A 17,455-nucleotide genomic window follows, 5' to 3' on the forward strand; every position below is an offset into this window, starting at 1 on the left:
TCACGGGAGGTTCCGATGGACGTTACGATTTGGGTCGCGTTCGCGGCGGGGCTGGCCTCGTTCATTTCGCCCTGCTGCCTGCCCTTATACCCATCCTACTTATCTTACATTTCCGGCATATCGGTATCGCAGCTGAAAACCGATCATACGAAAGAAGTGCGGCTTCGTACGCTGAGCCACACTTTTTTCTTCATTCTCGGGTTTTCGATCGTCTACTACGCGTTCGGCGCCGGCGCCGGCATCGTGGCCGAGCTGTTCCGGGATTATCAGGACTTGATCGCGAAGCTGTCGGCCGTGCTGCTCATCTTGGTCGGATTGTTTTTGATGGGCATTTTTCAGCCTCAGTTTTTGATGCGCGACATGAAGCTGAAGGTGAGCGGCAAGCCCGCGACGTACGCCGGCTCGTTCCTGATCGGCATCGGCTTCGCGGCGGGCTGGTCGCCGTGCATCGGGCCGATTTTCTCCGCGATCATCGGCCTATCCGCGACGGAGCCGGGCATCTGGTTCCGCCTGACGACGGCGTACACGCTCGGGTTTGCGGTGCCGTTTTTCGTCATGGCGTTCTTCCTCGGCTCGACGAAATGGATTCTCCGGTATTCGAACCTCATCATGAAAATCGGCGGCGCGTTCCTGATCGTGTTCGGCATCCTGCTTTATACGGGCCACATGCTGCGCATCACCGTCTGGTTTAACGCCATTACGCCGGAGTGGCTGAAATTTTAATTTCGCGGCAACGCGCTGCGAGGCTTACGTAAAATAGTCGATGGACGCCTTCGGGAAGTTCTCGAAAATGAGCTCCGTGAGATGCTCCCGGAGCGCGTTCGCCTGCTCGTTGGGGTACACGTATTTTCCTTGCCCGTAGCGTCCCCATTTGTATTTTCGTTTCGCCTCGTCCATCTCGAGCTTCGTCTTCGGGTAGCGCGACTCGATGACGCGTTTCGCCGTTTTCGTGAACCGGTGCTGGATGAGCTCGAACGTAAGGTCCGGCTCCGCTTCGGGCGGCACCTCGGCCTTCAGCTTCCGCATCAGCTCGGCGTAGCCCTCTTCCCAGCCCTCATGCCAAATGATCGGCGCGACGATGAAGCCGAGCGGGTAACCGGCACGGGCGACCTTGCCGGCCGCGGCGATGCGGTCCGCGAACGACGACGTGCCCGGCTCGAAATTGCGGATGACGTAGTCGGCATTGACGCTGAAACGAATGCGCGTGTGTCCGTTGTGCCTTAAGCCGAGCAGCGAGTCGACGTTGTTGAACTTCGTCACGAACCGGAGCCGGCCGTGCTCCTGATCCGCCATAAATTCGATCAGATGCGCGAGCGACCCGGTAATATGCTCGAGTCCGACGGGGTCGGACGTACAGGCCGCTTCGAAGCGCGTAATTTCGGGCTCGCGTTCGGCGATGTACTTCCGCGCCCGATCGATAATATCGTCGATATTGACGTACACGCGGACATACGGCTTCGCGCCGAGCGTCGTTTGCAAATAGCAATAATGGCAGTGCGCCATGCACCCCGTCGAGATCGGGATGGCATATTCGGCGGACGGCTTCGACTGGTCGAATTCGAGCGTCTTGCGGATGCCGACGACGAGCGTGCGCTTCGCGATGCGGTACTTCTCGAGCTCGCCCTCGCCCGGCAGATTCGTGATGCGGTTGTGCGACGTCGTCATTCGGATCGGCAGCCCTTGCTGCTCCGCCCATTTCAGAATGCGCGCGCCCATCGGATATTCGAGCGCGTCCGGCTCGAAGTAGACGAGCTCGGGGATGAACACTTTGATGTCCGTCATCGGTTTGACGGGCGTATCCAAAGCCATGCGGAACGCCTCCTTTTTTAGCTTTAGCGTATGTCCGGCAAGGGCCGGCAAGTCGCGGGAAAAGCAGTCAATTTCTTGCGTTGCGAGGCTGTGCACGGTATAGTACAAAGAAACGCAATCTCATTTTCGGAAGGGGAAGCAAGGTGTGCCGACGCCAAGCATGGAAGATTATCTAGAGCGCATTTACCGTTTGATTCACGAAAAAGGGTATGCGCGGGTCGCCGACATTGCCGAGGGCTTGGAAGTGCACCCTTCGTCCGCCACCAAAATGATCCAGAAGCTGGACAAGGACGAATACGTGGTTTACGAGAAGTATCGAGGCCTCATTCTGACGCCGAAAGGGAAGAAGGTCGGCAAACGGCTTGTCGAGCGCCACCAACTGCTCGAGCAGTTTCTCGAGACGATCGGCGTGAAGCAGGAGAACATTTACAAGGATGTCGAAGGTATCGAACATCACTTGAGCTCGGATTCGATTTTGTGCATCGAATCGCTCGTCGAATATTTCCGAAGAGATCCGTCGCGCTTGAACGAGCTGCGTTCGCTCCGCGAGCAGATGGATATGGAGTCGTAAGGAGCGCCCTTGGGGGCGCTTCTTTTGCGTTTCGGCGGTCGATGCGCATCGGGACGCGCCCGCTTCGCATACATACTCATGAGAGGATGCGAACGGGAGGGGGAGCGAACGATGCAGGTGAACGGCGTATTTCAGGGAGGCGGAGTGAAGGGCATCGGATTGGTCGGCGCCGTTTATGCGGCGGAGCGGCGAGGCATTACGTTTCGGCACACGGCCGGCACGTCGGTCGGCGCGATCGTGGCGGCGCTGCTGGCGGCGGGGTATACGGGGGAAGAAATGCGCGACCTGATGATGAAAACGCCGTTCACCCATTTTTTGCGCAAAGGATGGCTGCATTACATTTACGTCATCGGTCCGACGATCCGTCTGCTCACGAAGAAAGGGCTGTATTCGGGCGACCCGTTGGAGGAATGGATCGAGGAGGCGCTTGCGCGCAAGGGAGTGCGCACATTCGCGGATTTGCCGGAGCACGCGCTGCGCGTCGTCGCTTCCGATATTACGTCCGGCAAAATGCTCGTGCTGCCCGAGGATATCGCCGGCTACGGCATCGATCCGATGAAGCTGTCCGTGGCGCGGGCGGTGCGGATGAGCAGCAGTTTGCCGTTCTTCTTCGACCCGGTCTTGCTGCGCGTCCGCGGCCGAGCCGGCAAAAGCAAAGCCGTATTCGGAGCTCCGACGTACATCGTGGACGGGGCGATCTTAAGCAATTACCCGCTGTGGATTTTCGACCGGGAGCTGAAGGAATGGCCGGCGCGCATACCGACGATCGGCTTTCAGCTCGTCGGCTCGAAGGATCCCGGGCCGCGTACGATCCGGGGGCCGATCACGATGCTGCAGGCGCTGTTTTCGACGATGTCCGCCGCTCACGATTTGCGCTACATCGAGCGCCACAGCCGGTTCCGGACCGTCAAAATCCGCTCCGACATGGTGCATACGACGGATTTCGCGCTGTCCGCGGAGAAGCAGAAGGAGCTGTTCGAGGCGGGGGTGCAGGCGGTCGACGAGTTTTTCGCCTCCTGGACATACAAGGGGTATTCCGATGAAATGGACAAATGGCTTCAGAAGGCCCGCCCGGATCTGAAAACGAAAACCGACGGCCCGAATGGGCCGCCGGCGAAAAAAGCTTAATGATATTTCGGCACGTTGTCGTTATCGTCGTCACGCTTGGAGCCTTGGATGACGCGAAATTTTGCGCGCTGCGTCTTCCGCCCCTTCTCCTTCGGCGAAGGCGGGGCGTACCTCGGCTTCGCTCGGAAGGAGAACGATTTCCACCGGTGCGGAGGGAACTTATACAGCAGAAACACGCCGCCGAGCACGATAATCGGAATGAGCATGCCGCCCGGGTTGCGGAACAACGAACTCAGGATGCCGACGGCGATCAGGCCAAGAATGACGTAAAACAAAATCTTTTGTCTTTGATCTCTTCTCATGGCGTCACGCTCCTACGGCTTTGCTCGCTTCCAAAGGACGCGCCGCGTTGCGGCGGTCGACTTCCAGCATGCGCTCGAACGAGGCGATGGCGACTTCCACTTGGTCGTCGGTCGGCTGCTTCGTCGTCAACAGCTGCAGCCATAGCCCGGGGTAGCCGAGGTACCGAAGCACCGGAATGTCTCGCACGCTGTTCGTGAACCGAAGCACTTCGTACGAAATGCCGATGACGACAGGGAGCAGCATTAGACGGATGACGACCCGTTCCAAAATCGAATCCCACGTAAAAATCGGCAAAGAATACAAGATGACGCCGACGAGGACGGTCAACACGATAAAGCTGCTGCCGCACCGGTAATGGAGCGTATTGTATTTCTGCACGTTCTCGACGGTCAGCGGATCGCCGTTCTCGTACGCGGTGATCACCTTATGCTCGGCGCCATGGTATTGAAAGAGGCGCTTGATGAGCGGCGTTTGGGCGATCGCCAAAATGTAGACCACTAAGAAGATAAGTTTAATTAATCCTTCCAGCAGGTTGTGCAGGAAAATGCTTTCGAACCGTCCCTCGAACAACAAGCTCTCCACGATGGCCGGAACGGCCGTAAAGACGACCTTCCCGACGATGAACGACAGCACGCCGACGACCGCGACGCCGAGCACCATCGTAATGCTGTCGCCGAGCGTCTTCTTCTGCGGAGCGTCCGACGGCGCCGCGCCCTCCTCCTCCGCGTACGTTTCGGCGGAAAAGTTCAAGTGCTGCGAGCCCTTCGCGCTGGAATCGATTAAAGCGACGAGGCCTCGAAGGAACGGAACTTTCTTCAGGCGGGTCACCCATGCTTTCTCGACCCTGGGCGATTCGAAATATGCGATGGAACGGTCTTTCTTCCTTACGGCGGTGACGTTCACGGTTTTTCCGGCGAACATGACGCCTTCGATCACCGCTTGTCCCCCGTAGGCGACCGGTTTTTGGGCCTCTGACATGACGTTCCTCCTCAAGTGCGTTTCCTACTATTTTACTTGATTCCACCCCCGTTTGCCACCGGAAACCCCTGCATCGCCGCCGCGCGAGTTTACGCGCCGCCGCTTTGATGCATACTACGCTTACGATTTTTGCGAAGGGGGACATTGGCAACGATGGCGCATCCGAAGGACGCGAACCGGCGAAAACCGGGCGTACAAACCATTCAACAAACGAAAAAACTGCCATTCGCCCTGCAGCTCGGCTTCTTCGCCGGACTGATTTGGGGCGGGGTTCGGTGGCTGTTTTATTATTTCGGCTTCACCGACGTCGTGCCCGGCTTTTTGGTGGAACCGTTTTTTCTGCATGACTTCTTGGCGGGAACCGCAGGCTATTTCGTCGGCTACGCTTCGTTCATCGCGATGTCGATGATCGCGTCGGTGCTCTACACGTTCGTCGCGTACAAGCTGAAAGGCCCGTGGCCCGGGGTCGCTTTCGGCATCGTATGGTACGCGCTTATCTACTTGTTGATCGGCCCGCTGCTCGGCATGCTGCCGCCGGTCGGGGTGAACGATTGGGATTCGCTCTGGTTCGACGGCGCCTTGTTCGTGCTCTGGGGCGTGTTCATCGGTTATACCGTCAACTACGAGTTCACGGACGAACGGGAGCGCGGACAAGGAAAAAGCCTCGTCAATTTGCAGTAAAAAGATTCGTTTTACCCGGAAATCCGGCCGTTTCGAGCGAACAGTTCTCAAATAGGGGAAATCTGTGGTAAAATTGCTCTTGGTGCAAATCGGGAGGATGGTGCGTTCGGTGAAAACGGTGTTGGTATTGAACGGTCCCAACTTGAACGCGTTGGGTTGGCGGGAACAGGGCGTATACGGCTCGATGACGCTCGCCGATATCGAGCGCAGCGTCGCCGCCTCGGCGGAGAAGCTCGGCCTCGCGGTCCGATTTTTCCAGTCGAACCACGAGGGAGCGCTGATCGACGAAATTCATGCGGCGCGGGGGACGGCGGACGGCATCGTGATGAATCCGGGCGCGTTCACGCATTACAGCTACGCCATCCGGGACGCGATCGCGGCCGTCGATCTGCCGGCGATCGAAGTGCATTTATCGAACGTTTATAAACGCGAGCCGTTCCGGCACGTGTCCGTCACCGCGCCGGTCATGCTCGGCGTCGTCGCCGGGCTCGGGCCGATCGGGTACGAGCTGGCGCTGCAAGCGCTCGCCGCACATTTTGAACACGGAAGGTGACGGGGAATGGCTCATACGGAACATCGGCTTGAAAAGCTGCGCGGCGTCCTTCGCTCGGAAGGCCACGAGGCGCTGCTCGTGACGAATCCGGTCAATCGCAAGTATGTATCCGGCTTTACAGGCACCGCCGGCTTCGTCGTCGTCACGGCGGACCGGGCCTTACTGTTTACGGACTTCCGCTACACGACGCAGGCGGCGGAGCAGGCGAAGGGCTTCGAGATCGTCGAGCACGGCGCCTCGGCGCTCGCCTCGATCGGCGACGCGCTGCGCGCGGCCGGGGTGAAGCGACTCGGCTTCGAGCAGCGGCATGTCAGCTACGGCTCGTACCTCGCGTACGGCAAGGAGATCGGCGAAGGGGTCACGCTCGAGCCGACCGACGGCCTGATCGAGCGGCTTCGCCGGATCAAGGACGAGCAGGAGCTCGAGGTGATGCGGCAGGCGGTAAGCATCGCGGACGCGGCGTTCGAGCACATTTTGACGGTGCTGAAGCCGGGGCTGCGGGAGCGCGACGTCGCGCTGGAGCTGGAGATGTTCATGCGGAAGCTCGGCGCGTCCGGCAGCTCGTTCGACATTATCGTCGCCTCGGGCGAACGGTCGGCGCTGCCGCACGGCGTGGCGAGCGACCGAGTCATCGGCAGCGACGAGTTCGTCAAGATGGACTTCGGCGCGCTCTACAACGGCTACTGCTCCGATCTGACGCGGACGGTGGTCATCGGCAAGCCGACGGCGAAGCACCGCGAAATTTACGACATCGTGCTCGAGGCGCAGCTGGCCGCGCTCGCGGGCATTCGCGCGGGGATCAGCGGCCGCGAAGGCGACGCGCTCGCGAGGGACGTCATCGCGAAGTACGGCTACGCGGAGCAGTTCGGGCACGGCACCGGGCATGCGGTCGGGATGGACATTCACGAAAGCCCGCGCCTCAGCAAGATGGAGCAGGATTCGCTCGAGCCCGGCATGGTCGTCACCGTCGAGCCCGGCATTTATTTGCCCGGATTCGGCGGCGTGAGAATCGAAGATATCGTCGTCGTGACGGAAAACGGCTGCGACGTCTTAACTAAATCTAAAAAAGACTTCATAACACTCTAGGAGGATTCACCCGTGATCTCAGTCAACGATTTCAAAACAGGCCTTACGATCGAAGTGGACGGCGACATCTACACCGTCATCGATTTCCAACACGTTAAGCCGGGCAAAGGCGCCGCGTTCGTCCGCTCCAAGCTGAAAGGCCTGCGCAACGGCAACGTCGTCGAGAAGACGTTCCGCGCCGGCGAGAACGTGTCCCGCGCCGTCATCGACAACCGGGCGATGCAGTACCTGTACAACTCCGGCAGCGAATACACGTTCATGGACAACGAGACGTACGACCAAATTACGCTCTCGGAGAAGCAGCTCGATTGGGAAAAGAACTTCCTCATCGAGAACATGAACATCAACATCAGCTCCTACCAAGGCGAAATCATCGGCATCCAGCTGCCGAACAGCGTCGAGCTGAAAGTCGTCGAAACCGAGCCGGGCGTGAAAGGCAACACGGCGCAGGGCGCGACGAAAAACGCGAAGCTTGAGACGGGCCTCAACGTGCAAGTGCCGCTCTTCATTAACGAGGGCGACGTGCTGCTGATCGACACGCGCGAAGGCAAGTACATCTCCAGAGCGTAAGCCGAAACTCCGCCGCCGGACAAGCGGCGGTTTTTTTTGTGGGCGTCGGATTGCTGCGATGAATTTTGCCATGTAGCTCCGCCGTCCTTATGCTATAATGATAGAATATGCTCGAAAGTAAGCCTGAGGGAGTGAGTCTTCTTGGCGTTAGTTGTCATGAAATTCGGGGGAAGCTCGGTCGGCGACGCCGAGCGCATGAAGCGCGTCGCCAAACGGGTCGTGGAGAAGAAGCGCGAGGGGAACCGGGTGGTCGTCGTCGTATCCGCGATGGGGGACACGACGGACGATTTGATCGATTTGTCCAAACAGCTGACTGACAAGCCGTCCGCGCGCGAGATGGATATGCTGCTGACGACGGGCGAGCAAGTGTCGGTGGCGCTGCTCGCGATGACGATTCACACGCACGGCGAGAACGCCGTTTCGTATACGGGCTGGCAGGTCGGCATGATGACGGAAGCGAATCACGGCCGCGCCCGCATCACCGACATTCGCCCGGACCGCATCTTCAAAGCGTTGGATGCCGACCAGATCGTCGTCGTCGCCGGCTTCCAAGGCATGAGCGAGGACGGAGAAATTACGACGCTCGGCCGCGGCGGCTCGGATACGACGGCGGTGGCGCTCGCCGCCGCGCTGAAAGCGGACCTGTGCGAAATTTACACGGACGTCGACGGCATTTACTCGACGGATCCGCGGATCGTGAAGGTCGCCCGCAAACTGAACGAAATCTCGTACGACGAAATGCTCGAGCTCGCGAATCTCGGCGCGGCGGTGCTTCATCCGCGCGCGGTCGAATACGCGAAGCATTATTCGGTGCCGCTCGTCGTCAGATCCAGCTTCAATTACAACGAAGGAACGATCGTAAAGGAGGACGCAGCCATGGAACAAGGCGTGGTCGTCAGCGGAATCGCGTATGATAAGAACGTAGCGAGAATCAGCATTTTGGGCGTGAAGGATGTGCCGGGCCAGCTGGCGAAGGTGTTCACGGCGCTCGCCGACGCGGGCATCAACGTCGACATCATCGTCCAGAGCGGCGTATTGGACGGCAAAGCGGACTTCTCGTTCTCGACGGGGTCGAGCGACGCGGAGCAGGCGGTGGCGGTTCTCCGCCGCATCCAAAACGACGTCGGGTTCGACGACGTGACGAGCGAGACGAACCTCGTGAAGGTGTCGATCGTCGGCGCGGGCATGGTCAGCAACCCGGGCGTCGCGGCGAAAATGTTCGAAGCCATCTCGAGCCAAGGCGTCAGCATCAAGATGGTCAGTACGTCGGAGATCAAAGTGTCCTGCGTCATCGACGCCGAGAAGTTCCAAGACATCGTGCGCGCCCTGCATACGGCGTACGGACTCGATACGAACGAGCAAGCGTTCGTCGGCGGTCCTTCCGAGCGGAGATAAGGCACAAGCAACAATCGAGAGGGCTGCCGAACGAGCGCGAACGCTCGCCGGCAGCCCCTTATATTGGAGTGGATTCGGTTGATCAAAAAAATCGTCATCGGCGCGACGGCCGCGGTGCTCGGCGCTTACTTGCTCTTCATGATCGTCAGTCAAGTGGCGCCGTACGTCCAATGGATGCTGCAGCGCGGGGAGACGGTGAAGCTGAGCTTCGCCGACGCCGAGCAGTTCCAAGCGTCGGACGACGTCGCGGCGCCGGCCAAGGCGTGGCTGCGGCTGCCGGAGACGCCCGAAGGCGCGGCGCTGACCGTCGTCGAGTACGCGGACGACGGATTCACGACGCCGCAAATTACGGCGCGGTACGAGACGGACGGACGCCGGTTCATCACTTACAGCATCGGGGGCAACTACGAGCTGGCGCATTACCGCGGCCTCAAGACCGTCGACATCGGGAACGGCCTCTCCGGGGAAGTGCTCGTCGGCCGCGACAAATCCGTCGTCATCAAATGGAGGGACCCGGCAGGCCCCCCCTATCGATACTTATATTTTTACGAGCCGTCTATGACGGAGGAGCAAATGATCCGGTTCGCGGAACGTTTCGCCGCGGCCGCCGCTACCACTTGAATTTGTCGAACAGGAACGTGAAGGTTTTCAGCAGAAACGCCGTGATGCCGGCCGCCATGAGCGGGCCGACGGGAATGCCGCGGAGAAACAAGATGCCGAAAATCGAACCGATGACGAGCCCGACGATCAACTCGGGATCGACCTTCAGCAGATCGAGCCCTTTGCCGTTCATATAGGTGGCGATGGCGCCGCCGAGCAGCGCCAGAATCCCCGGCACGCTCGTGAAGACGGAGAGGATGTCTTTGTGCGAAATGCGTTCGCTCGCGAACGGCACGAGGACGCCCATCGTGAGGAACAGCAGGCCGAATTCGAGGCCGCGCCGTTCGATCGTCGGCAAATATCGCTCCAGCGAGACGAGCTTGATGATCAGCAACACGCACGCGGCGGTCGTTATGATGTGGGATCGCCCCACCATGCCGATGATAATTAATATAACGAGCAGCAGTTCACCGTTCATCGCGAGACCCCTGTCCAAGTGGATTCCCTTTTATTGTATGAACGGTGTATCGTTTTAGAACAACTCGTCCGGAGTCGGGGGAGGCTTTGGGGGATCTGTTCCAAGAAGTCAACAATAGCGCTTCTCGCCTCGAAGCAGGCCGTCCCGTATGGGGCGGCCTGCTTCGTTTCCTATTATACCTTCGCTTGCTTTCCCAAATGGAACGTATCCGAACGCAGCCCGCGCCGCAGCGCCTCGAGCGACAAGGCGTCCTCCGGCGCGACGTTGCCGATGTTGACGTTCGGACCGAGCGCCTGCAGCAGCTCGGTTTGCTGCGACTTAAGAGGCGCCTCCCACATGAGCGCATGCCGGTTCGGCACGGCGTTCATGATCGCCTCCACGTCGTCGGTTTTGCATTCGCCGTTCTCGTCGAAAATGCCGACGCCCTTCCCCGACTCCCTCGCTTCGATCGTCACGAACGACGCCCCGAGACCCGTGTCGATTTCGACCGTCCGCGCCAGTTCCTCCCATTCGATCGTCGAGCCGAACAGCTTTTTGCCGTATTCCGTAAACACGGTGAAGCCGGCGTCGATGCTCTTCACGATCAACGCGCTTCGCTGGTCCCGATTCAGTTCGATCGTGCCGTCGGACACTTCGAGCGCGGTAAAGCCGTACGCTTTCGCCGTATCGAGGAACGCGTCGACCAGCTGCTGCGTCACCGCCACTTCGAGGAACGTGCCGCCCGGCATCACGTGCACGCCCGCTTCCCGCGCCGCTTCGATTTTCCGAACGAGCAGCTCCTCCGGGTACAGAGCGGAAGTGCCGAAGCCGAGTTTGACGACGTCGATATAAGGGGCCGCGAGGCGGATCATGTCCTCGAACGCGCGGAGGCCCAGCCCTTTGTCGATGACCATCGTGAGCCCGGCGTCGCGCGGCTTCGCCTCTCTACGCCCGGTCGGGTCGACCAGCGCCGGGGGCCATTCCCGTTTTGCGTTGTGCTCCATTCGACTAAACTCCTCGCTGTTCTGATAGATTTCCTGAATCTGATGGCATCATATGCATTCCCGCCCAAGGGTGTGCCCGCCGATGCTAAAACCGGACGACCCCGCATATAGATGTACAAGTCGGCTTGTCACAAATCAGGGGAGGAAACCGGAACATGATGTGGGTGAACAAAATCGTACTAAGCATGGCGCTGCTGCGCGTGCTGTCGGGCTCGATCGAATTGATCGCCGCCTTTCTCATCTATCGGTTCAACAACGTCGAGAAAGCGCTCGTGATCAACTCTTCGCTCGCGCTGGTCGGACCGCTCATCTTCATTACGATCACGACGCTCGGCCTCGTCGGCATCGCCGATAAACTGTCGATCGGGAAGCTGGCGTGGGTCGCCGCGGGGGTGGCTTGTCTATTAATCGGCATTCTGAAAAAATAGCTAGCTTGTCATAAATCGATAGGCCAAGCATACATATGGTTGTAAGTTGGGCCAAGCCGGACGCGCGCCGCTGGCCGACTGACCGCCGAAGGAGGACTCTAGCGATGTGGGACGCCGTGCTTCAATGGCTGCCGGGCAGCGTTCGCGCCGTCCTGGGGCGCGTGAGCGGCGAATGGCCGGATCGCGCCGAAGAAATCCGCATCCGCGAAGGGCGGCCGCTCGAGCTCGTCGCGTCGAACGATTACGCGTTCGTCGGACCCGACGGACGGACGACCCGGCAGCCGGAGGGCGCCTTCCGCCCCTCCCGCGACGATTGCCTGAAGCTGCTCGACCGGGTGACGAACCATTCCGTCTACACGATGGAGGAGCAGCTGCGGCGCGGGTACATCACCGTCCCGGGAGGGCACCGGATCGGTCTCTCCGGCCGGGCGGTGCTCGATCGGGGCGCGATCCGGACGCTGCAGCAGATCGGCGGCTTCAACGTCCGGATCGCCCGCGAAGCGCGCGGGTGCGCGGCGGGCGTCGTCCCGCTGCTGTGGAACGCCGAAGCGCGGCGGCCGCATCATACGCTCATCGTCTCGCCGCCGCAGCGCGGCAAGACGACGCTGCTCCGGGACGCGGCCCGCCTGCTGTCCGCCGGAGGATGGGCGGACGGCGCGGGGTTCGGCGGCGAACGGGCGGACCGGGCGCGCAAAGTCGGCATCGTCGACGAGCGTTCGGAAATCGCGGCGCTCGTCGACGGCCGGCCGTCGTTCGACGTCGGGCCGCGGACGGACGTGCTGGACGGCTGTCCGAAGGCGGAAGGGATGATGCTGATGATCCGCGCGATGTCGCCGGAGGTGCTCGTCGTCGACGAGCTCGGCCGCCCCGAGGACGCCGAAGCGGTGCTCGAGGCGCTGCACGCCGGCATCGCCGTTCTCGCCACGGCGCACGGCCGCGACTTGGCCGACGTCCGCGGGCGCCCGTCGCTCGCCCCGCTGTTCGAGGCGAAGGTGTTCGGGCGGATCGTGACGCTGACGCCGAGCGGTCCGACGGGCGCGGTGCTGGACGTTCGGGACGCGGAAGGCCGCAGGCTGGAAGCGCCGCCGGCCCGGCCGGTAAACATTCGCGGCTTGGGGGGCTCGACATGACATGCTGAAGTGGATCGGCGCGACGATCATCTTGGCCGCGGGCACGGCGTACGGCTTCGCGCAGGCGTCGCGATACATGCGGCGGCCGAAGGAGCTGCGCCAGCTCGGCGCGGCGCTCGGCACGCTCGAATCCGAGATCGTGTACGGGGTCTCGCCGCTCCCGGACGCGCTCGCGCGCGTCGCGTCGACGGCGCCTCCGCCGATCTCGCGCCTCTTCGCCGAAGCGGCGGCGCGCATGCGCGACAACGCCGCGGAGCGGACCGCCGGCGAATGCTGGAGCGACGCGATCCGCGCGGAGGCGTCGCGCACGGCGCTGCGGGAGCCCGAGCTCGCTTCGCTGCTCGCGCTCGCCCCGACGCTCGGACTGACCGATCGGGAGGACCAGGCGAAGCACTTGCGCCTCGCGATCGCCCAGCTTCGGACGGAGGAAGAAACGGCGAGGGACGAGGCGGCGCGGTTCGGAAAGATGTGGAAAAGCTTAGGCGCCTTACTGGCAGCATTGATCGTTATTTTAATGTATTGAGGATGGTGCTCGGATGAACGAGGATGTCAACTCCGTCTTTCTGATCGCCGCCGTCGGCATCATCGTCGCCATGATTCATACCGTCTTAAAGCAGATGGGGAAAGAGGATTTCGCGCATTGGGTGACGTTAGTCGGCTTCGTCGTGGTGCTGTTTATGGTCATTCGAAAACTGGATCAACTGTTCCAAGAAATTAAAACGATCTTTTTGTTTCAATAGGCGGTGGCCGCCGTGGATATGATCCAAATCGTCGGCTTCGGCCTGATCGCGACCGTGCTCATCTTGATCGTCAAGGAGCAGAAGGCGATGGTCGCCTTCCTGCTCGCCGCCTTCGCCGGCATCGTCATTTTCCTCGCCCTGATCGACAAAATTTCGGAAATCATCGCGATGCTCGAGCGGCTGGCGGATCAATCGAACGTGAACATGGTGTTTTTCCAAACGATATTGAAAATTATCGGCATCGCGTATATCGCGGAATTCGGAGCGCAGGTCGTGCGGGACGCCGGACAGGAGGCGATCGCCTCGAAAATCGAACTGGCCGGCAAGGTGCTTATTATGGTGCTCGCCATACCGATCATTTCGGTCATCGTCGAAACCGTCATGAAGCTGATGCCGGCATGACCCGCAGCGCTCCGCCGCGGCGGCAGAAAGGGGGATTACCGTGTCGGCAACCGCATCGCCGAGCGCCGGCGGCGCCGGCGCGGTCGAGGAATGGGTGAAGGCGCAAACCGAAATCGTGCGCACGGACGAGGTTTCGAAGTATTGGGACACCTTGATGAGGCAGTACGGCGGATGGTTTCCGAACGGAAACCCGTCGTTCCAAGAAGCGCTCATGCCGGGCGGCGACGGGTTCCAGTTGTCCGATCTCGCGACGGGGCTCTTGCAGTTCATGCTGCACGAGGTTTTCGTCAACGGCAAGCTGCTCGCGATGATCGTCATCTTGACGGTGTTCAGCATCGTGCTGGAGACGCTCCAGAGCGCCTTCGAGAAAACGACGGTGAGCAAAATCGCGTACGCCATCTCGTATCTGGTCATCGTGGTGCTGGCGATCAACAGCTTCCGGATCGGCATCGATTACGCGCAGGCCGCGATATCGGACATGATTCATTTCATGACGGCGATGATGCCGCTCCTGATGACGATGCTGGCTTCGATGGGCAACGTCGCGACGGTGTCGATCCTGCACCCGCTCATCGTGTTCATGATTCATACGGTGGGCAATCTCGTCCATTTTTTTATCTTCCCGCTGCTGTTTTTCTCCGCCGTTTTACATATCGTGTCGACGCTGACCGACAAGTACAAGGTGACGCAGCTCGCGCAGCTGCTGCGGACGGTAGCGATCGGCACGCTGACGGTGTCGCTGACCGTGTTCCTCGGCGTCATCTCGGTGCAGGGAGCGACGGGAAGCGTCACGGACGGCGTGGCGCTGAAAACGGCGAAATACGTGGCCGGCAACTTCGTGCCCGTCGTCGGGCGCATGTTCTCCGAAACGACGGACACGGTGCTCAGCGCTTCGCTCCTTATGAAGAACGCTATCGGGCTCGCCGGCGTCGTCATCGTCGTCCTGCTCGCGGCGTTCCCGGCGCTCAAAATTTTGGCGCTGGCGTTCATTTACGGCCTGGCCGCGGCGCTGCTCCAGCCGCTCGGCGATTCGCCGGTCATCGTATGCCTGCAGACGATCGGCAAGAGCATGACGTTCGTGTTCGCGGCGCTCGCCACGGTCAGCCTGATGTTCTTCCTCGCGATCACGATCCTGATCGCCGCCGGCAACGCGACGGTGATGATGCGATGAAGCGGTCACGAAAGGGGGCGGCGGCGGCATGATGGAGGCGTTGGCCGGATGGCTCAAGCAAATTATTCTCGTCGTGCTGCTCGCGACGTTCATCGATTTGCTGCTGCCGAACCGGACGATGCAGCGGTACGTCAAACTCGTCGTCTCCTTGTTCATCTTGATGACGATTTTGAGTCCGGTGCTGCAGCTGCTCGGGTCGAACGCGAATGTGCGCATGTTGGCCGCCTCCGTGGAAGGCTGGTCGATCGACGGTTCGACGCGGCCCCCGTCGGGGTCGGGGGGCGGACCGGCGGCCGGGACGTCGATTCCCGCGCTCGGCGAAGTGCTCGCCGAAGGCGAAGCGCTCGAGCAGAGGCGCAACGCACAGTCGCTCGAGCTGCTGGCGGCGCGGCTCGAGTCGATGGTCGCGGATCACGTCCGCGAGCAGCACGGCTACGACGCATCGGCGAAAGCGGCGCTCGAGCTGGACCGCGACGGCATGCCCGTCCTCCGCTCGATCCGGATCCGGCTCGGCGCCGCGCTGCCGGAAGCGGGGGGCGCCGAGAACGCCGGCGCCGAGGCGGAGGACGGCCGCATCGCGGAGGTGCGCATCGAGCCGGTCGAGATCGAACCGGTGCGCATCGAACCGATCGCCCCTTCGGAGCCGGCGCAGCCCGCCGCGTCGCCGCGGTCTGCAACCGCGGCGGAGAGTGCGCCGGGGGCGGCGACCGACAAGACGCGGCGAGAGATCGCGGCGTCCGTGGCGAAGGCGTGGGGCCTGCCGGCGGCGAAGGTCATCGTCGAAGCGGTCGAAGCGTCCGGAGCTCGGGACGATAACGAAGCGGCGTCGCCGCGAAGGGGGTGAGGCGAATGGCGAAGTGGTGGAGGGCGCTCGAGGAGCGGTTCGGCGGCGCGCCGGAAGGGAGGCCTCGGGGCAATACGTTCCGATGGCTGCTTATCGCCGTCGGCGTCGGCGCGGTGTTCATGATTCTGAACACGTACATGGCGGTAGAGGAGGTGCAGCCGTACGACGGCGGGCAGCGCAGCGCGGAGGCCGAAACGCCGCCGGGCGGCGACGTCGCCGCCTTCGGAAGCGGCGCCGCGAAGGAATCGAAATTCGCGGCGTACGAGTCGGCTTACGAAGACGAGCTGAAGGAGATTTTGGAGAAGCTCGTCGGCGTCGGCGAAGTGAGCGTGCTCGTGACGATCGAGGCGACCGAGGAAATCGTCGCGGAGCGGAACGTGAGCGAATCTCAGCAGACGACGACCGAGCGCGACTCGAACGGAGCCAATCGGCACATCACGCAAACGACGCGAAGCGGGGAAATCGTTCTGTACGAGCAAGGGCCGATCGTCCGCAAGACGATCAAGCCGCACATCCGCGGGGTGTTCATCGTCGCAGAGGGCGCGGAGAACGCGACCGTCAAAAAGATGATGATCGAAGCGGTCGAACGGGGCCTCGGCGTGCCGCCCCATAAAATATCCATCGCACCGAGCAAGAGGTAACAAGGCCGATACCGGCGTTCCCATATTTTCAAAATTCAGATGAGCGCAAGGAGGAAATGAAACATGAACACGAGAAGACAAACGGTGTGGCTCGTATCGATGCTGGGGTTGATGGTCGTCCTGTCCGCATATTACCTGTTTACCGACGAAGCGGATCAAATTCCGGTGAACACGGAGCAGACGGCGGAGACGGAGATCGTGGTCGAAGGCGTAGGCATGATGGATCCGACGGCGGCGCAGCAAAGCGTGTCGATCGAAAACATCGCGACGATCGAAGAAGGCGAAGCGGCGGAAGGCGGTACGACGACGGAAGGCGAAACGGCGGAAGGCGGAACGACGACGGAAGGCGAAACGACGGACGGCGCCTCGGCGAACGCGGAGAGCGAAGCGGCGGAGACGACGGGCGAAGCGGTCACGAACGAGCAGGTGCTCGAGCAGGTGGCGAACCAGAGCGGCGCCGACGCGATCACGGCGATGCAAATCGAGCGCGACTCGCAGTTCTCGAAGCGCTTCGAGGAGCTGACGGCGCAAATGACGAACGAAGAAGCGACGGAAGAGCAAATCGCGGAAGCGGCGAACCGCCAGAACGCCCTCATGGATCTCGAAACGAAGATGATCGCGCTCGAGGAAAAGCTGCTCGCCGACTACGAGAACGTCGCGGTCATGTACGACGAAGCGAAGGAGCACTTCACGGTTCACGTCTCGGCGGCGCAGCTCGAGAAGAGCGAGGCGGTGTCGATCGTGACCGAAGCGATGAAGGATCTCGGCATCGCGATCCATCAAATCACCGTCAAGCTGTACAACTAAGATATGAAGTAACGAAATCGGCCAGCGGCGCGGGATACAAACGGCTGGAGCCCGGGGAAACTGGGCTCTTTCCATTTACTTCTTTTGTGGTATAATTACAACGTCGCTTTGCGGCCTGAAACAAGCCGTACCGCGCGGCGCCGCGAAGATTTAACCG

Annotated in this window: 23 protein-coding genes; 18 read left to right on the plus strand and 5 right to left on the minus strand. The window is 61.1% G+C overall.

The genetic code is table 11. The annotated features are described in order from the left end of the window. The first annotated feature begins 15 nt into the window (after positions 1–15). Positions 16–723: a cytochrome c biogenesis CcdA family protein gene (locus VE009_RS09335; RefSeq protein WP_325007126.1), complete on the plus strand. Its 708-nt coding sequence runs from the start codon at positions 16–18 to the stop codon at positions 721–723. Positions 724–747: 24 nt separating this feature from the next. On the opposite strand, the gene splB is transcribed toward VE009_RS09335, so the two are convergent. Continuing rightward, the gene (gene splB, locus VE009_RS09340) at positions 748–1,809 is read right to left on the minus strand and encodes a spore photoproduct lyase (protein WP_325007127.1); all 1,062 of its coding nucleotides are present in this window, start codon (positions 1,807–1,809) and stop codon (positions 748–750) included. 145 nt (positions 1,810–1,954) lie between these two features. On the opposite strand from splB, the gene mntR reads away from it, so the two are divergent. After that, entirely contained in the window at positions 1,955–2,380 is a 426-nt protein-coding gene (gene mntR / locus VE009_RS09345) for a transcriptional regulator MntR (RefSeq protein ID WP_325007128.1), read from the plus strand. A gap of 111 nt (positions 2,381–2,491) precedes the next feature. After that, positions 2,492–3,508 carry a patatin-like phospholipase family protein gene (locus tag VE009_RS09350; protein WP_325007129.1) on the plus strand — a complete coding sequence of 339 codons (1,017 nt, stop codon included), beginning with the start codon at positions 2,492–2,494 and terminating at the stop codon, positions 3,506–3,508. On the opposite strand, the gene VE009_RS09355 is transcribed toward VE009_RS09350, so the two are convergent. Together VE009_RS09355 and VE009_RS09360 are read right to left on the minus strand one after the other, a co-directional pair. Beyond that, positions 3,505–3,810, minus strand: coding sequence for a hypothetical protein (locus VE009_RS09355; RefSeq protein ID WP_325007130.1), 306 nt, complete (start codon positions 3,808–3,810; stop codon positions 3,505–3,507). The two genes, VE009_RS09350 and VE009_RS09355, sit on opposite strands and share 4 nt — an antisense overlap. Before the next feature lie 4 nt (positions 3,811–3,814). Then, positions 3,815–4,789, minus strand: coding sequence for a DUF1385 domain-containing protein (locus VE009_RS09360; RefSeq protein ID WP_325007131.1), 975 nt, complete (start codon positions 4,787–4,789; stop codon positions 3,815–3,817). Between the two features lie 153 nt (positions 4,790–4,942). Here VE009_RS09360 and VE009_RS09365 point away from each other — a divergent pair, with 153 nt between their 5' ends. The 6 genes from VE009_RS09365 to VE009_RS09390 all read left to right on the plus strand — a co-directional run bounded on the left by VE009_RS09365 (position 4,943) and on the right by VE009_RS09390 (position 9,695). Further along, positions 4,943–5,470, plus strand: a complete 528-nt coding sequence (locus VE009_RS09365; protein WP_325007132.1) for a YqhR family membrane protein — start codon at positions 4,943–4,945, stop codon at positions 5,468–5,470. A gap of 109 nt (positions 5,471–5,579) precedes the next feature. Further along, positions 5,580–6,023 carry a type II 3-dehydroquinate dehydratase gene (gene aroQ, locus VE009_RS09370; RefSeq protein ID WP_325007133.1) on the plus strand — a complete coding sequence of 148 codons (444 nt, stop codon included), beginning with the start codon at positions 5,580–5,582 and terminating at the stop codon, positions 6,021–6,023. 6 nt (positions 6,024–6,029) lie between these two features. Continuing rightward, the gene (locus VE009_RS09375) at positions 6,030–7,109 is read left to right on the plus strand and encodes a Xaa-Pro peptidase family protein (RefSeq protein ID WP_325007134.1); all 1,080 of its coding nucleotides are present in this window, start codon (positions 6,030–6,032) and stop codon (positions 7,107–7,109) included. 12 nt (positions 7,110–7,121) lie between these two features. Further along, entirely contained in the window at positions 7,122–7,679 is a 558-nt protein-coding gene (efp, locus tag VE009_RS09380; protein ID WP_325007135.1) for an elongation factor P, read from the plus strand. A 141-nt stretch (positions 7,680–7,820) separates the two neighbouring features. Beyond that, positions 7,821–9,074, plus strand: a complete 1,254-nt coding sequence (locus tag VE009_RS09385) for an aspartate kinase (protein WP_325007136.1) — start codon at positions 7,821–7,823, stop codon at positions 9,072–9,074. 78 nt (positions 9,075–9,152) lie between these two features. Next, on the plus strand, positions 9,153–9,695 hold the full coding sequence (locus VE009_RS09390; RefSeq protein ID WP_325007137.1) for a hypothetical protein: 543 nt from the start codon (positions 9,153–9,155) through the stop codon (positions 9,693–9,695). Here the strand turns inward: VE009_RS09390 and VE009_RS09395 are convergent. Together VE009_RS09395 and VE009_RS09400 are read right to left on the minus strand one after the other, a co-directional pair. Continuing rightward, the gene (locus tag VE009_RS09395) at positions 9,685–10,152 is read right to left on the minus strand and encodes a DUF441 domain-containing protein (RefSeq protein WP_325007138.1); all 468 of its coding nucleotides are present in this window, start codon (positions 10,150–10,152) and stop codon (positions 9,685–9,687) included. The genes VE009_RS09390 and VE009_RS09395 overlap by 11 nt on opposite strands. A gap of 173 nt (positions 10,153–10,325) precedes the next feature. Continuing rightward, a complete protein-coding gene (locus tag VE009_RS09400; protein ID WP_325007139.1) occupies positions 10,326–11,135 on the minus strand; it encodes a phosphosulfolactate synthase in 810 nt (269 codons plus the stop codon). A gap of 155 nt (positions 11,136–11,290) precedes the next feature. On the opposite strand from VE009_RS09400, the gene VE009_RS09405 reads away from it, so the two are divergent. The 9 genes from VE009_RS09405 to VE009_RS09445 all read left to right on the plus strand — a co-directional run bounded on the left by VE009_RS09405 (position 11,291) and on the right by VE009_RS09445 (position 17,298). Next, entirely contained in the window at positions 11,291–11,563 is a 273-nt protein-coding gene (locus VE009_RS09405; protein ID WP_325007140.1) for a YqhV family protein, read from the plus strand. A gap of 104 nt (positions 11,564–11,667) precedes the next feature. Then, positions 11,668–12,693: a stage III sporulation protein AA gene (spoIIIAA, locus tag VE009_RS09410; RefSeq protein ID WP_325007141.1), complete on the plus strand. Its 1,026-nt coding sequence runs from the start codon at positions 11,668–11,670 to the stop codon at positions 12,691–12,693. 1 nt (position 12,694) lies between these two features. Then, positions 12,695–13,216, plus strand: coding sequence for a stage III sporulation protein SpoIIIAB (gene spoIIIAB, locus VE009_RS09415; protein WP_325007142.1), 522 nt, complete (start codon positions 12,695–12,697; stop codon positions 13,214–13,216). A gap of 13 nt (positions 13,217–13,229) precedes the next feature. After that, complete coding sequence (spoIIIAC, locus tag VE009_RS09420; protein WP_325007143.1) at positions 13,230–13,433, plus strand: stage III sporulation protein AC; 204 nt, start codon at positions 13,230–13,232, stop codon at positions 13,431–13,433. Positions 13,434–13,445: 12 nt separating this feature from the next. Beyond that, positions 13,446–13,835, plus strand: a complete 390-nt coding sequence (spoIIIAD, locus tag VE009_RS09425) for a stage III sporulation protein AD (RefSeq protein ID WP_325007144.1) — start codon at positions 13,446–13,448, stop codon at positions 13,833–13,835. A gap of 34 nt (positions 13,836–13,869) precedes the next feature. After that, the gene (spoIIIAE, locus tag VE009_RS09430) at positions 13,870–15,006 is read left to right on the plus strand and encodes a stage III sporulation protein AE (protein ID WP_414694818.1); all 1,137 of its coding nucleotides are present in this window, start codon (positions 13,870–13,872) and stop codon (positions 15,004–15,006) included. Between the two features lie 28 nt (positions 15,007–15,034). Beyond that, complete coding sequence (gene spoIIIAF / locus VE009_RS09435; protein WP_325007146.1) at positions 15,035–15,850, plus strand: stage III sporulation protein AF; 816 nt, start codon at positions 15,035–15,037, stop codon at positions 15,848–15,850. A gap of 5 nt (positions 15,851–15,855) precedes the next feature. Then, positions 15,856–16,491 (plus strand): stage III sporulation protein AG, encoded by a 636-nt coding sequence (gene spoIIIAG, locus VE009_RS09440; RefSeq protein ID WP_325007147.1) that lies wholly within the window; start codon positions 15,856–15,858, stop codon positions 16,489–16,491. Between the two features lie 63 nt (positions 16,492–16,554). Continuing rightward, on the plus strand, positions 16,555–17,298 hold the full coding sequence (locus tag VE009_RS09445; RefSeq protein WP_325007148.1) for a SpoIIIAH-like family protein: 744 nt from the start codon (positions 16,555–16,557) through the stop codon (positions 17,296–17,298). Positions 17,299–17,455 lie beyond the last annotated feature (157 nt).

Origin of the sequence: Paenibacillus sp., from assembly GCF_035645195.1 — a bacterium.
In the GTDB taxonomy this organism is placed as follows: domain Bacteria; phylum Bacillota; class Bacilli; order Paenibacillales; family YIM-B00363; genus Paenibacillus_AE.